This is a genomic window from Mixta sp. Marseille-Q2659 (assembly GCF_940807255.1).
In the GTDB taxonomy this organism is placed as follows: Bacteria; Pseudomonadota; Gammaproteobacteria; order Enterobacterales; family Enterobacteriaceae; genus Mixta.
Map to the genome: position 1 here is coordinate 143,647 of NZ_CALNWY010000006.1, position 15,686 is coordinate 159,332.

11 protein-coding genes and 1 pseudogene are annotated in these 15,686 nt (G+C 58.2%); 4 read left to right on the forward strand and 8 right to left on the reverse strand.

Going from position 1 to position 15,686, the window contains the following annotated elements; translation table 11 throughout:
• Window positions 1–74 precede the first annotated feature (74 nt).
• Window positions 75–1,565 carry a dGTPase gene (dgt, locus tag P3C52_RS06870; protein WP_275554421.1) on the reverse strand — a complete coding sequence of 497 codons (1,491 nt, stop codon included), beginning with the start codon at window positions 1,563–1,565 and terminating at the stop codon, window positions 75–77.
• Between the two features lie 105 nt (window positions 1,566–1,670).
• Between dgt and mtnN the strand changes: the two genes are divergently transcribed.
• The 3 genes from mtnN to P3C52_RS06885 all read left to right on the forward strand — a co-directional run bounded on the left by mtnN (window position 1,671) and on the right by P3C52_RS06885 (window position 3,517).
• Complete coding sequence (gene mtnN, locus P3C52_RS06875; RefSeq protein ID WP_275554422.1) at window positions 1,671–2,369, forward strand: 5'-methylthioadenosine/S-adenosylhomocysteine nucleosidase; 699 nt, start codon at window positions 1,671–1,673, stop codon at window positions 2,367–2,369.
• Complete coding sequence (btuF, locus tag P3C52_RS06880) at window positions 2,362–3,168, forward strand: vitamin B12 ABC transporter substrate-binding protein BtuF (protein ID WP_275554423.1); 807 nt, start codon at window positions 2,362–2,364, stop codon at window positions 3,166–3,168. The genes mtnN and btuF overlap by 8 nt, the downstream gene beginning before the upstream one ends.
• 94 nt (window positions 3,169–3,262) lie before the next feature.
• A complete protein-coding gene (locus tag P3C52_RS06885; protein ID WP_275554424.1) occupies window positions 3,263–3,517 on the forward strand; it encodes a hypothetical protein in 255 nt (84 codons plus the stop codon).
• Between the two features lie 43 nt (window positions 3,518–3,560).
• Here P3C52_RS06885 and erpA read toward each other — a convergent pair whose 3' ends face one another.
• Window positions 3,561–3,908, reverse strand: coding sequence for an iron-sulfur cluster insertion protein ErpA (gene erpA / locus P3C52_RS06890; RefSeq protein ID WP_275554425.1), 348 nt, complete (start codon window positions 3,906–3,908; stop codon window positions 3,561–3,563).
• Window positions 3,909–3,986: 78 nt separating this feature from the next.
• Window positions 3,987–5,405 carry a H(+)/Cl(-) exchange transporter ClcA gene (gene clcA / locus P3C52_RS06895; RefSeq protein ID WP_275554426.1) on the reverse strand — a complete coding sequence of 473 codons (1,419 nt, stop codon included), beginning with the start codon at window positions 5,403–5,405 and terminating at the stop codon, window positions 3,987–3,989.
• A gap of 161 nt (window positions 5,406–5,566) precedes the next feature.
• Here clcA and hemL point away from each other — a divergent pair, with 161 nt between their 5' ends.
• A complete protein-coding gene (hemL, locus tag P3C52_RS06900) occupies window positions 5,567–6,847 on the forward strand; it encodes a glutamate-1-semialdehyde 2,1-aminomutase (protein WP_275554427.1) in 1,281 nt (426 codons plus the stop codon).
• 45 nt (window positions 6,848–6,892) lie between these two features.
• On the opposite strand, the gene fhuB is transcribed toward hemL, so the two are convergent.
• The 5 genes and pseudogenes from fhuB to mrcB form a co-directional block, all read right to left on the reverse strand.
• Entirely contained in the window at window positions 6,893–8,875 is a 1,983-nt protein-coding gene (gene fhuB, locus P3C52_RS06905; protein ID WP_275554460.1) for a Fe(3+)-hydroxamate ABC transporter permease FhuB, read from the reverse strand.
• Window positions 8,875–9,750 carry a Fe(3+)-hydroxamate ABC transporter substrate-binding protein FhuD gene (gene fhuD / locus P3C52_RS06910; RefSeq protein ID WP_275554428.1) on the reverse strand — a complete coding sequence of 292 codons (876 nt, stop codon included), beginning with the start codon at window positions 9,748–9,750 and terminating at the stop codon, window positions 8,875–8,877. Before fhuD ends, fhuB begins: the two co-directional genes overlap by 1 nt.
• Before the next feature lie 15 nt (window positions 9,751–9,765).
• The gene (gene fhuC / locus P3C52_RS06915; RefSeq protein ID WP_275554429.1) at window positions 9,766–10,560 is read right to left on the reverse strand and encodes a Fe3+-hydroxamate ABC transporter ATP-binding protein FhuC; all 795 of its coding nucleotides are present in this window, start codon (window positions 10,558–10,560) and stop codon (window positions 9,766–9,768) included.
• Window positions 10,561–10,609: 49 nt separating this feature from the next.
• Entirely contained in the window at window positions 10,610–12,778 is a 2,169-nt protein-coding gene (fhuA, locus tag P3C52_RS06920) for a ferrichrome porin FhuA (protein ID WP_275554430.1), read from the reverse strand.
• Window positions 12,779–13,081: 303 nt separating this feature from the next.
• Window positions 13,082–15,610: pseudogene (gene mrcB / locus P3C52_RS06925) on the reverse strand (bifunctional glycosyl transferase/transpeptidase).
• Between the last annotated feature and the right edge of the window lie 76 nt (window positions 15,611–15,686).

Genomic DNA, 15,686 nt, shown 5'->3' on the forward strand with positions numbered 1-15,686 from the left:
AAAGTTCATCAGTAACTTTTTGGCAAAAGTAAAAAAATATTCTTCATCTTTACAAAACTTCTTTTATATCCTCATTATTCAACCGCCATTAAACGCCGGTATTCATCCCACGCATAAAGATCGGTCATTCCACTAATATAGTCCTGAATCAAACGGGCACGATAATAACGCTCCCATAACAGCCGCTGGTATTTATGCTCGATTTTAACCGTACGCATATGCTGCTGATAAGCACGTCGATGCTTGCCGGAAAGCTTATGAAATAAGCGGGTTTCGATAGGATGTCCGGCGAGATAATCTTCGGTCATCAGTGTGGTAAAGGCTTCATAATTAAGCTCTAGCAGCGGCTGATAAATATCCAGCAGCCCTTTTATTACCCGATAACCCTGTAATTCCAGCTGTTCAACTTCCGAATGATTAAATACATGGCGACGCGCTACGGTTTTAAATAATGCCAGCAACCTTCCCTCTTCGCCTTCATCCTCCAGCAAGGCATGATTAAAGTCGCCGTTAAATATCGCGCTGAGATTATCAATAAAACGATTAACGGCGTGGCTGACCAGCACATTTTGGACGCTGACACGCAGCGACATAAAAAACTGATCGCTTCGGCCGCGAATCTTTTTACCGTTCGCCTCGCGCCAGGCGTAGCCGATGGTGCGGCTAAAGGCGTCGCCGGGGCGCACCGGCCCCCACAGCTTCTCCAGATAGCCATAGAGCGTATCAACGTTAAAAATCGCCTTTTCCACGGCGTCATCAAGGTCGGCGATACAGTAAGAAATGTCATCTGCCGCTTCCATGATCCAGGTTAACGGAAAACGGTGATGCTCCTGCAGCTGCGTAGCCGCCCGCAGATCGGCAATATATTGTTGCTCAGAGAGATAAAAGCCCGGTTTTTTCATTAATGTGGTGAACTGCGTGGGCTTTTCGCCCTGCCACCAGGCGGGCGCGGTATATTTCAGGATACAGGCGACCTGACAATAGGTCAGATTTAATTGCAGCAGCGTGTGTACCAGACGAATCGCCTGCGCGTTGCCCTCAAAATGGCAAAGGTCCTGGCGGATCATCGCATTCAGTCGATAGAAATCAGCGCGCTGCGCATCGCCCTCTACGCCGGCAACCAGTGGGTCCACCAGCTCGGCGGGCAAACAGTCATCAAACCAGTCATTAATGGCGGCTTCGCCAAAGTGACCGAAAGGCGGATTCCCCACATCGTGAAGCAGGCAGGCCATCTCAACCAGGCTTTCAAAGGCGCCGGACAGCTCTTGTAAACCATACTGTTCCAGACCGCCGCGGGTTTTCAGCGTTTCCAGGATCTCTTTCGCGATATAACGTCCGGTTTGCTGCACTTCCAGCGAATGGGTCAGGCGTGAGCGCACGGCGGCGTTGCGCTCCAGCGGAAAAACCTGGGTTTTCTGTTGCAGACGACGAATGGCGGCGGAATTAATAATCCGTCCGCGATCGCTTTCAAAATGGCGGGTGATGGCATATTCGCCCTGCGGTGCTTCCCGACTGTTCCACGGCCGCTGAAAGCTGATTCGCTGCCGAAAATTAATCTTCTCCATCGTTTCCCCTTGTTTCTGCCTGAAAACACCTCGCTGCGGGCTTGTGATAGACTATGCAACACTTTAAACGCGGAATTCCACTTTAATTACTTAGCGAGCAACTCTATGAAAGCAGGCATTATTGGCGCAATGGAGCAGGAAGTCACACTGCTGCGCGATAAAATCGAAAACCGTCAGACCCTTTCTATTGCAGGCTGCGAAATTTATACCGGCACCCTGAATGGCGTCGAAGTCGCGTTGCTGAAATCGGGCATCGGTAAAGTTTCTGCTGCGATGGGCACCGCGCTGCTGCTGGAACGCTGCCGCCCCGATTTTATTATTAACACCGGTTCGGCAGGTGGCCTCGCGGCTTCACTGAAAGTGGGCGATATTGTGGTCTCCGACGAAGTGCGCTACCACGATGCCGACGTTACCGCGTTTGGCTATGAGCCAGGCCAGATGGCAGGCTGCCCGGCTGCGTTCCCGGCTGACGACAAACTGATTACCGCCGCCGAGCGCTGCATTAGTCAGCTGAACCTGCATGCGGTGCGCGGCCTGGTGGTCAGCGGCGACGCCTTTATCAACGGCGCCGAGCCGCTGGCGCGTATTCGCACCACCTTCCCACAGGCGATTGCTGTAGAAATGGAAGCCACCGCTATCGGTCACGTTTGTCATCAGTTCGCCACGCCATTTGTAGTGATTCGCGCGATTTCCGACGTAGCGGATCAGGAATCGCACCTGAGCTTTGACGAGTTCCTCAGCGTTGCGGCTAAGCAGTCCTCACTGTTGGTGGAAACCCTGCTCGGCCAGCTGGCGCATGGCTAAACGTTGGTCGGTGCTGCTGGCGCTGTGGCTGTTTTCCAGCCTGACACTGGCGGCAGCCGCACCGCGTGTTATTACGCTGGCCCCCCATTTAACCGAACTCGCTTTCGCCGCCGGCATTACGCCGGTGGCGGTCAGCGCCTGGTCAGATTACCCGCCTGAAGCAAAACAGCTGGAGCAGGTGGCGAACTGGCAGGGAATGAAGGTGGAGCGCATTCTGGCGCTCAAACCTGATTTGGTGCTGGCGTGGCGTGGCGGCTCGCCGCAGCGGCAGGTCGATCAGCTACAGGCGTTGGGCATTCAGGTTCTCTGGCTGGATCCCGCGTCGATTGAAAACATCATTGCCTCGCTGCATCAGCTGGCGCAGTGGAGCCCCGATCCCCAGCGGGCGCATCATGCGGCAGATGCGCTGGCGGCGCGCTTTGACGCGCTGCGAAAGCAATATGCCGGCAAACCCCGTCACAACGTCTTTCTGCAATTTGGCCTTCAGCCATTGTTTACCGCCTCGCGCGCAACCTTACAAAATCAGCTGCTGACGCTGTGCGGCGGCGACAATATTTTTGCGAACAGCGCCGCGCCCTGGCCGCAGGTCAGCCGCGAGCAGGTGCTGGCACGCCATCCAGAAGTGATTGTGGTGCCTGGCGACAGCAAATCCGCCGCACAGGTTGTGCATTTTTGGCAGCCGCAGTTAAAGGCGACAGTGATCGCTATTCCAGAAGACTGGCTGAGCCGCCCCGGCCCGCGCAGCATTCTGGCGGCGGAAAAACTGTGCCGGGCGCTTAATTCTTCGCACGCTGAGTAAAGATCCACGCGCTTCTGCCGATGATTTATTGTACGACCGACAATCGCTTTGTCATTTTTTAGCGCGCTTTGCGCTTTTTACACCGGGAAAGATCATGAAAGCCATTATTTTAGCCTGCGGGCTATTAATGGCGGGAACGACCTGCGCCGCCACGATCTCCGGCAGCATAGACGTCAGGCTGACTATTTATAAGCAATGCCAGGTTGACGGAGAATCCGTAACGTCGCACAGCTCGCCCGCTATTAGCTGCGCACAGCAGCCTTCTACAGAACCGAAAGTAACGTTATCGACACTGGAGCAAGAGGCGACGCTCAAACAGGAAACGCGTTTGATCACGGTGGAATGGTAGGTGAAATTAACGTGCTTTACCGGACGTAAAGCACGTTCAACTATCAGATGCTGAAAGAGGAGCCGCAGCCGCAGGTGGTTTTTGCGTTCGGGTTAGTGACGATAAAACGTGAGCCTTCCAGCCCTTCGGTATAATCTACCGCGCCGCCGACCAGATATTGCAGGCTCATCGGATCGACCACCAGCGAAACGCCTGATTTTTCAATGGTCATATCGCCGTCGTTGATTTTATCATCGAAGGTGAAACCGTACTGGAAACCACTGCAACCGCCGCCGGTAATATAAACCCGCAGTTTCAGATCGGGATTATCCTCATCAGCGATCAGGGTTTTCACCTTACTGGCTGCCGCCTCGGTAAATTGCAGCGGCAGTGCTGCTACATCATCACTCATTGAAACACTCCGCAATTAAACAGGTGTGGCCAGAAATAGCCGCGCTTGTCAATATTATCTAATAGCCTGGTACAGCAATCAAGTATTCGCCCTCGCACTCTGTGCCTTTTGCGTCTCATCCTGCGCCTGCTGTTTCGCCAGCGTGCGCGCCAGCAGCGAGGAGTAGAGCGGCTTACCGCCGAGGAACTGCGCCAACAGCGTGGCGCCGAGACAGGTAATAATCATCGGCAAAATCAGCTGATAGTTATCGGTCATCTCCAGCACCAATACGATGCCGGTTAACGGCGCGCGCACCGAGGCGGCAAACAGCGCGCCCATTCCGGCGATGGCGAACGTGCCGGGCTCGAGAGTTAGCGAAGGCAGCAGCGCAGCGCTGGCCATGCCGAAAGCGGTGCCTAACAGCGTGCCGAGCGCCAGCATCGGAGCAAAGATGCCGCCCGGCGCGCCTGAGCCAAAGCACAGCAGCGTAGTTATTACGCGCGCGATAAAAATAAACAGCAGCATGCCGACGGTGTAATGTCCCGCTGCGGCGACAGGAATCAGGCTAAACCCGCCGCCCGCCGCCTCCGGTTCGATTACCGCCAGAATGCCGCACAGCCCGCCGAGCAGCGCGCCGATAATCAGCGCTTTTTTCATCACGCCGCCGTGCAGCCGCTGAAAAAAGTCCTGAGTGATAAAAATCAGGCGATTAAACAGCACGCCCACCACGCCAAACAACATCCCCAACAGCAGATAGAGCCACAGCGTATTTATCGGCGCCCCGGCAAGCTTGCCCACGGCGATCACCGCATGTTCCCCGTTAAAATACCGGAACACCACGCTCGACATAATCACGCCGATAAATACCGCCTTTATCGAAATCAGGCTGTAGCGAAACTGCAAGCGCATCTCTTCGATAATAAACAGGATGCCGGCCAGCGGCGCGTTAAAGGCGGCGGAGAGGCCAGCGGCAGCGCCGGTCGCCAGCAGCGAGTGGCGCGCTTCGGCGCTGCGCATGCGAAACAGATCCAGCACCATGCGCCCGACGTTGCCGCCCAGCTGGACGGTCGGCCCTTCCCTGCCCAGCACCATGCCTGCGCCGAGCGTGCCCATGCCGCCAAAAAATTTCACCGGAATGACACGCCACCAGCGCACCGGACGCAGCTCTTCCAGTGCCCCTTCAATTTCAGGAATACCGGAACCGCCCGCCTCCGGCGCGAAGCGGCGTACCAGCCAGTAGCCAACGGTCGCCAGCGCGGTGGACAGTAAAAAAGCCAGCGGAAACGCCAGCCACAGGTGATCGCCGGTGCTGGCGACCACGCCTACGCGCCAGGCCTGTACCGCCGTAACCGCTTTTTCAAAGGCGACGCCAACCAGTCCGGCCAGCGTGCCGACAATCCCGGCAACAATCAAAATCGCTACCGGCGTTTTATCGCGTCGCAGCAGCATTCGTAGAAAATCGGTACGACGCAGAGGCACCACATGCAGTTGCTCTGTGGAAGTGGGAGATTGGTTCATAACGCTCACATCGGAAAGTTAATGAAGTTGCGTATGATACGCCGCACCGCACGCAGGGGCAAAAATTGCCGTACGGCGTAACTATCATCGTGCGCGCCTTTCAACGCGCCCCTAAGTTCCCGTAGAATGCAGAGGTTTTTCCCCAATTCAGGAGCCGATTCATGAGTAAGTCCGAAAACCTGTATCACCAGGCGCAGCGTTCCATTCCCGGCGGCGTGAACTCGCCGGTACGCGCTTTTACCGGCGTCGGCGGCGTCCCCTTGTTTATTGAGCGGGCCGATGGCGCCTGGCTGTACGATGCTGACGGCAAAGCCTATATCGATTATGTCGGTTCCTGGGGGCCGATGGTGCTGGGCCACAACCATCCGGCGATCCGCAGCGCGGTAATCGAGGCGGCGGAGCGCGGCCTGAGCTTCGGCGCGCCGACCGAAATGGAAGTGAAAATGGCGGAGCTGGTCTGCGATCTGGTGCCGTCGATGGAAATGGTGCGCATGGTGAACTCCGGCACCGAAGCGACCATGAGCGCCATTCGTCTGGCGCGCGGATTCACCGGTCGCGACAAAATCATCAAGTTTGAAGGCTGCTACCACGGACACGCCGACTGCCTGTTGGTGAAAGCGGGCTCCGGCGCGCTGACGCTGGGACAGCCGAACTCGCCCGGCGTTCCGGCGGACTTCGCGAAGCACACGCTGACCTGCACCTATAACGATCTGGCGTCAGTGCGCGCCGCGTTCGAACAATATCCTCATGAAATCGCCTGCATTATCGTTGAACCGGTCGCGGGCAATATGAACTGCATTCCGCCGCAGCCGGACTTCCTGCCGGGCCTGCGCGCGTTGTGCGACGAGTTCAACGCACTGCTAATTATCGATGAGGTAATGACCGGCTTCCGCGTGGCGCTGGGCGGCGCGCAGGCGCATTACGGCGTAACGCCGGATCTCACCTGCCTGGGCAAAATCATCGGCGGCGGCATGCCGGTCGGTGCCTTTGGCGGCCGTCGCGATGTGATGGAAGCGCTGGCGCCAACCGGCCCGGTCTATCAGGCGGGCACGCTTTCCGGCAACCCGATCGCGATGGCGGCCGGTTACGCCTGCCTGACGCAAATCGCCCAGCCGGGCACCCATGCCATGCTGACCGAACTGACCACGCAGCTGGCGCAGGGTTTACGCGCCGCGGCGCAGGCGGAAAATATTCCGTTGGTGGTCAACCACGTCGGCGGGATGTTTGGCCTGTTCTTTACCGATGCGGCGGAAGTCACCTGTTATGACGACGTGACGCGCTGCGATACCGAGCGCTTTAAGCACTTCTTCCATCTGATGCTGGAAGAAGGCGTTTACCTGGCGCCGTCGGCGTTTGAGGCGGGCTTTATGTCGCTGGCGCACAGTGCGGAAGATATTCAACGCACCGTCGATGCGGCGCGCCGCTGCTTTGCGCGCCTGTAATCAGCGTCGTTAACCTAATGAACGGGCGCCCTGAGGCGCCCGTTTTTATTTCACCCTGCGCAGCAGCCAGACGAAGTAAGGCGCGCCGATAAAGGTTGCCAGCAGCCCTGCCGGGATCTGGTTCGGAAACGCCGCCATTCTGCCGCACCAGTCGGCGACAATCATCAGACCGCCGCCCAGCAGCGCCGAGACCGCCAGCTGCGGCAGCGCGCGCCGGAATCCCAGCATACGCGCCATATGCGGCGCCATCAGGCCAATAAAGCTCAGCGGCCCTATCGTCAACGTCGCGGCGGCGGTCAGCGCGGCGGCCAGTAGTAGCAGAGTGAGGCGGACCGGCGTCAGCGCCAGGCCGATGGAGCGCGCCGTGGCGCCGCCCAGCGGCAAAATGGTTAGCCAGCGGCTGGCCAGCGGCGCGATAGCCACCAACACCACGGCGACCAGCGCGGTACGCAGCGCCTGCGGCGCATCAACACCGTAGGTCGAGCCGGATACCCAGCTCAGCAGCTGCGCCATGCGCGGATCGCCGCTGGCCAGCAGCATCGCCAGTAAGGTGGTGAACGCGGTGCTGAACGCCATACCCGCCAACAGCATCCGTTCCGGCGAGAAGCCGCCGCGCCCGGAGACCAGCATAATCAGCAGCAGCGTCACCGCCGCGCCCAGGCTGCCAGCAGGCAGCAGCCAGACAAAGGCATCGCCCGGCACCAGAAACAGCATCAGGACCACGCCACAGGCCGCGCCGGAGCTGATGCCCAGCACTTCGGGGCTGGCCATCGGGTTGCCGGTTAAGCGCTGGATTAAACTGCCCGCTACGCCAAGCATGACGCCCGCCGCCAGCGCCGCCGTCATGCGCGGCGCGCGCCAGGGCTGTAGCTGGTGCCAGAGATCGCCGCTCGCCCACAGCCAGCCGTGCGCATCGCGCCCTAAAGAGAGCGCGGTGACCGCCAACAGCAACAGCACGCCCAGCGCCGCCAGCACCCACAGCAGCACATGCTGGCGCTCAGCGGGAACGTGGTCGCCCTGGCTGAGCGGCGGCGGCACCGCGCCGGTACGCAGCCGTGGCAGCAGCCACAGCAGAATCGGCGCGCCGACCAGCGCAGTTAAGGTGCCGGTAGAGACTTCGCGCCAGTAGTCGGTCAGCCAGATGACGCACTGATCCGCCAGCCAGAGCAGCAGCGCGCCCAGCAACGGCGCCAGCAGCATTCGGCTTACCAGACGGCGCGCGCCAAGCAGCTTCGCCATCAGCGGCGAGAAAAGCGCGATAAAGGCGACAATGCCGACCGCGTTAACCAGCATCCCGCTCAGAATGATAGCCAGCCCCAGCGCCGCCAGCCGCACCAGCGACAGCGCCATACCGAGGTTTTTCGCCACGCCGTCATCCAGCCCCAGCACAGTCAACGGCCTGCGCAACAGCAGCGCCAGCACGAATCCCAAAAGCAGACGCGGCAGCAAAAAGGTGACGTTGCTCCAGTCCTGCTGACTCAGCGAGCCGGTACTCCACAAAAACAGGTTCTGTAACTGATCGTGATTGAAGATAGCGAAGATCTGGTTAACCGCACCGCAGTAGAGGCTCATCACCAGTCCGGCGAGGATCAGCGTGACCGGCGAAAGGCGTTTACCCCAGGCGATGCCGAAAACCAGCAGGCCAATCAAGACCGCGCCCGTCATCGCGGCGATCTGCTGTGTCAGTAAACCGCCCGGTAGCGCCCAGAGCGTCGCCACCGTAATACCGAGTTGAGCGCCGCTCGCCACGCCCAGCGTGGTCGGCTCCGCCAGCGGATTACGCAACACCTGCTGGAACAGCACACCAACCAGACCGAGTCCGGCGCCAGCCAGCAGCGCCACCGTCAGGCGCGGCAGCAGGCTAAAGTGAAACACCATCTGATCGATATTATTGCGATCCGGCTGCCACAGGGCGTTCAGCCATTGCGCCTGCGGCAGATGATGGGAAAAATTGAGGCCGGTTAGCGCCAGCGCGCAGAGCAACAGCGCGCTGATAAGCGTAACCGGAAAAGCGATACGCCTGTGCATCATGCCTCCTGTACGCTGGCGAGAATGCGGCAAAATTCCATGGCCGACAGTGTCGCGCCATAAAACCAGACGGTCGGCACGCGGGTAAAACGCCGGGCGCGCACAAAAGGCAGCGATTGCCAGAGTTCGGTCGCGGCGATCTGCTGCATCAGCGTCTCGTCGCCGTGACTCAGGCAGATAGCATCCGCATGGTGAATGGTCGCCAGCCGCTCAATACCGATCACCGCACTGCCCCAGAAATTCGTTTCGCCCTGCCAGGCATTTTGCAGGCCGAGACGCTCCATCACTTCCAGAAACAGACTGCCTTTGCCGAACACAATGGCGTGCCGGTTATCGATCAGCGACATCACCAGCAGCGGCCGCGCGGCGCGCGGCGCTAAGCGGGCGCGCATATCAGCGATAAAATCATCAAACATCTGAAGGTGCGCCTGCGCCTGCGGCACTTTGCCGATGCGCTGCGCCAGCTGCATCAGCGATACGCCTGCCGCCGTCAGCGGTTTGCCGTCGCCGTTGTTAAAAGCGAAGCCCTGGCTGGGCGCAATGCGCGACAAAACCGTTGGCGACGGGCCGTAACCGCTGGAGTAAAGAATCAGAGAGGGTTTCAGCTGCGTTAACAGCTCAAGGTTGGGTTCGGTACGCAGTCCGACATCAATGACGCTGGCGGGCAATTCCGGCTTGCCGACCCAGTCACGGTAGTTAAACAGCTCGGCGGCGCCCATCGGCACCACGTCCAGCGCCATCATTAATTCAATCGGCAGCCATTCCAGCGCGACAATACGCTGTGCATCCAGCGTCCCGGCGCGCAGGCTTTGCTGCCAGAGCAGCGGAGAGAGCGCCATGGCAGCAAGCAGGCGGCGACGTGTAATCGGCAACATCATCACATCCTTGTCTTAGTAAACAAAGCTGACCGGCGCGCCGCCCTGCGGATGCGGCAGAATGCCCATGGGAATGTTATATATGCGCTCCAGCACGTCGCTGCGCATAATTTCTGCGGGCGAGCCCTGGGCGATCATTTCACCTGCGCGCAGCGCCACCAGCGAATCACAATAGCGCGCCGCCATATTGATATCGTGCAGCACGGCAATCACCGTCAGTCCGCGCTGTTGACTGAGACGCTGGATCAGCGCCAGCACGTCGACCTGATGGGCGATATCCAGCGCCGAGGTCGGCTCATCCAGCAGCAGACAGCGGCTGTTTTGCGCCACCAGCATCGCCAGCCAGGCGCGCTGACGCTCGCCGCCGGACAGGCTGTCCACCAGCCGCTGAGCAAAAGGTTTCAGCCCGACCAGCGCGATCGCCTCTTCAACGCGTGCGCGATCTTCTTCGCCATAGCGGCCCAGCGCGCCGTGCCAGGGATAGCGTCCTACCGCCACCAGCTCGCGCACCGTCATGCCTTCCGCCGCCGGTAATTGCTGCGGCAGATAGGCCACCTGGCGCGCAAAGGCTTTGCTGTTCCATTCCCCGATTGGTTTATCGTTCAGCAGCACGCGGCCTGCGCTGGCTGGCTGATGGCGACCTAACATTTTCAGCAGTGTGGATTTGCCGGAGCCGTTATGGCCGATGAGGCCGGTGACCTTTCCAGCGGGGAACGTCAGAGAAAGAGGATGCAGCAGGGTACGTCCGGGCACGTGAAAACTGACTTGATCAAGCGTGAAGGTGGTTTCCTGTGACAGCTGATGTGACATGAGTATCTTCAACGGTGGCGGGCGCAGCCGAAGCCGCGCCCGGATGGATTTAGAAGCGGAATGTCGCGGTAGCAACCACCTGACGTTCAGCGCCCCAGAAACAGCCGTAGGTTTCAAAACAGCTGGCAACATATTCGCGATCCAGCAGGTTATTCACATTAACCGCAATGCTGGAACCCGGCATATTAAAGCGCGTCAGATCGTATTTTACTACTGCGTCCATAACGGCCGCGCTGCCGACCTTAAAGGTATTGGCCGGATCGCCGTAGCTGGAACCGATAAAGCGGCCGCCGGTGCCCAGCGTCAGGCCGCTTAACGGGCCGTCGTTAAAGGTGTAGTCGCCCCACAGGGAAGCCATATGTTTTGGCACCTGCACAGGCGTGTTGCCTTTCATGGTGGTGTCTTTGGTGTACTCCGCATCGGTATAAGTGTAAGAGGCGGTCAGGTTAATGTTGGCATTCACCGCGGCTTTCGCTTCCAGCTCGACACCGCGGGAGCGAATTTCCCCGGCCGGAACCTGATTAAGCGCGTTATTTGGGTCGGCCATCAGGTTATGCGTTTTGGTTAACTGATACACCGCACCGGTAAGCACCACCGGCATATCTTTCGGCACATATTTCACGCCCGCTTCATACTGCTCGCCTTTCGAAGGCGCATAGGCTACACGCGGCGTGCTGTAGAGGCTGAAAGCGTTCGGTTCGAAAGACTGGCTGTAGCTGAAGTACGGGCTGATGCCGTTATCAAACAGATAGTTTATGCCGCCGCGCCAGGTGAACTGATGGTCGTTACGTGCAATGTAGCCGTTGTCGCTGCGTACGGTGGTCGCCTGCTTAGACCAGTCGTAGCGTCCACCGAAGGTAAAGACCCACTTATCCCATTCCGCCTGATCCTGAACGTAAATACCAGTCTGCCGACTCTCATTCATCTGGTAAGGCACGGCTTCACCGAAATCAACGTCGGTCATGGATGGCAGATTATTCAGATCGAGCGATGGCGCATTACCGTACAACGCGCTGATGTCGTTGCGCATACGCATAAAGTCCACGCCGGTTAACAGCGTGTGGTTCACGTCGCCGGTCGCAAATTTACTTTGCAGTTGCGTATCAACGCTGAAGTTCTGCAAACGCTCGTGATCGACAATTGTGCCGCGTCCCAGATAATGGCTCCGTTCGGCAGCAGAAAGCGACTGACAGTAGACGTTGAAACCATTCATGCTGTTGTTACACAGCCCGGTACCGTAAGCGCTTTTCTGCGCGGTTTTCATTTCAGAGAAACGCAGGTTCTGACGCACGGTAAAGGTGTCGTTAAAGCCATGCTCAAAGCTATAACCGACCATTTTCTGGTTGCGCGAATAGGTATTGTTGCTGGCGCCTTCGTTAAAGCTGGTTGGCAGATGACCGCCGTTTGGCAGCGGCTGCACCGTTCCCTCTTTCGGCAGCCAGCCGTAATAACCGGTTTCCGGTTCGTTCTGGAAATAAGAGAGGAAGGTAAAATTCGTTTTATCATCAGGACGCCAGCTGAAAGAAGGCGCGATGGCGTAGCGTTGCTGTTCCGCGTTGGTCTGCTGTTCATTGCCCGAGCGTGCAATACCGGTCAGACGATAAGAAAATTCACCGTTGTCATCCAGCGCATCGCTAAAGTCAAAGCCGGTCTGGAACAGGCTGTCGGTGCCCATTTTAAACTGGACTTCACGCAGCGTTTCGGTGGTTGGACGTTTGCTGACCATCGAAATGATCCCGCCGGGGTTGCTCTTACCGTACAGCACCGACGTCGGGCCGCGCATCAGCTCAACGCGCTCCAGCATATAGGGATCGATGACCGCGTCATTATAGAAGTCGCCCTGCATCTTCAGGCCGTCCAGATAGTTGTTCTGGTTCAGACCCACGCCTGAGAAGCCGCGAATAATAACGAAATCATAGGTGTTGGACGCCCCGCGGCTGGAAACTGTCACGCCCGGCGTATAGCCCAGCGCTTCTTTTACCGATGCCGGCTGATGAATATCCATCTCCTGGCGCGTCACCACGGAAACGGACTGCGGGTTCTTTTCGAGAGGCGTATCGGTTTTAGTGCCGGTTGCGCTGTGCTTAGCGGCAATCGTCGGCGCCGGGCCCCAGGCGCTTTCCTGCGGAGCATCAACGGTGCCATCCACCACCAGCGTTTGCTCGGCGGCAAAGGCAGAACCGCCGCCTGCCAGCGTTAAGGCCACCAGCACTGCCATAGGTCGTTTTAATAAGCCCGCCGAAGCAGACCCAGCAAGAATTTTACTACGCGCATTAGCCATGATTTTTCTCTGAGTGGAAAACGGGAAAGACGATGAAAATGAAATGCAAACGATAATTATTCGTATGCTTATTGTTGTGGGTGGATAATATGCGAAACAAACTGAGATCTGCAAGCGGTAATCAGGGCCTGGACGCAGAGCGCGGGCGAGCTTTAGAGCGGGAAGAAGCGTGCTATGAGTCAGATCAAAAAACGGGCGCATCCAGATGCGCCCGTTTTTGTCTGCCGTTCGGTAATTTCCTTAATTACCACCGAACATATCTTTGATCCAACCGGCAACGCCGTCGCTTTCCTGCTTCTGTTGCTGTTGCTGCTGGGGAGCCTGCTGCTGTTGCTGTTGCTCCATCTGCTGCTGCATCTGCTGTTGCTGCATTTGCTGCTGTTGCATCTGCTGCTGGCACAGCGCGTTGGCATCGGTGGTCCAGACCGGCAGCGTACGCCAGCCGCTGCTGCCGTCGCAAACAAAGTTACCGGCTGAATCAACCGCCATCGAGGCAATATCTTCCGGCGGCGTCAGCATCAGCGGCATCGGCGACTGGTTCTCCAGATAGCGGCGATAGAGCTGCATCGCGCCGGATGAACCGTACAGCTTCGTCGGCTGGTTGTTATCGCGGCCAACCCAGGTAATGGCGACCTCTTTGCCATCCACACCGGCAAACCAGCTATCGACCTGATTGTTGGTGGTACCGGTCTTACCCGCCAGATGCGCATTAGGATATTTCGCGCCCAGCGCCCGCGCCGTACCGCGCGCCGCCACCTGCTGCATGGTATAGAGCGTCAGGTAGGCCGCCTGCGCCGGCTCGACACGTTCCGCCTGCGGGAAGCTCTGATACAGCACGCTGCCATCTTCCGCAATCACCGAACGCACGGCGGAAAGCGGTGCGCGGTTACCGCCGCTGGCGATCGACTGGAACGCCTGCGCCACTTCAATCGGCGTCAGGTTCAGCGCGCCCAGCAGCATCGCAGGCACCGGATGCAGCTGATCTTTCGGCAGGCCCAGCTTAACCCAGGTGTTTACCACGTTATCCAGCCCCAGCGTCATGCCCAGGTTTACCGTTGGCACGTTCATTGAGTTGGTCAGCGCATCCACCAGCATCACTTTTCCGCTAAAGCGATGATCGTCGTTCTGCGGTTTCCAGACCTGGCCGTTCGGCTGCTTAAGCGCAATCGGCTCATCGGCAATCCAGGTATTCAGGCGATAGGTATCCGGCTGCGACAGCGCCGTCAGGTAAGTGGCGGGCTTGGCCAGCGAGCCGATAGAGCGGCGCGCCTGCATTGCGCGGTTGTAACCGGCAAACTGCGGATCGGCACCGCCGACCATGGCACGTACTTCACCGCTGAAGCGGTCGACAATCACCATCGCGGTTTCCAGATCTTTCAGGCCACGCTGTTTTTTCAGCGTTGGAATACCCTCTTCCACCGCCTTTTCCGCCGCGTCCTGCGAAACCGGATCGAGCGTGGTGAAGATCTTCACGCCGGAAAGATCTTTGATTTTATCGCCCATCTTCGCCTGCAGCTCGCCACGCACCATCTGCATAAAGGCTGGCTGCGGCGTAATGACGCCGCCTTTCGGCTGCACGCCGAGCGGTCGGGCGCTCAGCATGTCATACAGCTCCTGATCGATAACTTTTTGCTGCTGCAACAGGCGCAATACCAGGTTGCGGCGCTCCAGTGCCAGCTTCGGATTACGCCACGGGTTATAGAGCGACGCGCCTTTTACCATGCCGACCAGCAGCGCCTGCTGATCGAGGCTCAGCTCTTCCACCGGACGACCAAAGTAATAGAGACTCGCCAGCGGGAAGCCACGGATCTGATCGTTGCCCGCCTGACCGAGGTAAACCTCGTTCAGATAAAGCTCCAGGATGCGATCTTTGCTGTAGCGCGCATCCATAATCAGCGCCATATAGGCTTCATTAGCTTTACGCCACAGTGAGCGCTTGTTGGTGAGGAACAGGTTTTTCACCAGCTGTTGCGTCAGCGTACTGCCGCCCTGCACCGCACGACCGGCGGTCAGGTTCGCCAGGAAAGCGCGGCCAATGGAGTAAAAACTGATGCCATCATGCTCGTAAAAATGGCGGTCTTCGGTGGCGATCAGTGTATCAACCAGCAGATCGGGGAAACCGGCGCGCGGCACAAACAGGCGCTGCTCGCCGTTAGGCGACTGCAGCATAGTGATCAGACGCGGATCGAGACGGAAGAAGCCGAAATCACGTCCGTTATCGAGGTTTTTGATTTCATTCAGCGTGCCGTCACTAAAAGTCAGACGTGCGCGAATCTGCCCTTCTTTACTGTCGGGAAAATCAAACGGACGCCGGATCATTTCGATGCTGTTCGCCTGCACGGTAAACTCGCCCGGACGCGTCATGCGCGTAACCTGGCGGTACTGCGTGCCTTCCAGCAGCGCGATCATCTCTTTTTTGTTATAGGCCATGCCCGGCTCAAGGTTGACCATACGACCATAAACCGCCGCGGGCAGCTGCCAGACTTTGCCGTCGATGCGGCTGCGGATTTCTGAATCGAGGTAAACGCCGTAGGCGGCCATTACCACCACGCCGACAATAAATAGCTTAATTAGCCATCCCAGCCATTTTCTTTTTTTGCTGCGCGGCGGCCGCCCTTTTCCTTTACGTGGCACCGGTCTTTCCTCCTAGTAATCATCATTCTGTTCGTCGTTATATTCTTCCCTGCGGCGTCCCTGTCCACCGGTTTGACGTGGCGGTTTAGGCTGTTTCCCTTTGCGCCCGATAGGTTCGCGATCGTTCCCAGACATTCGTTTCATTTCTCCAGGGATGGCCCGTTCACAAGGCCGGTTACTCTGTTCTTACTGCATCAATTCGAAAAGCAGA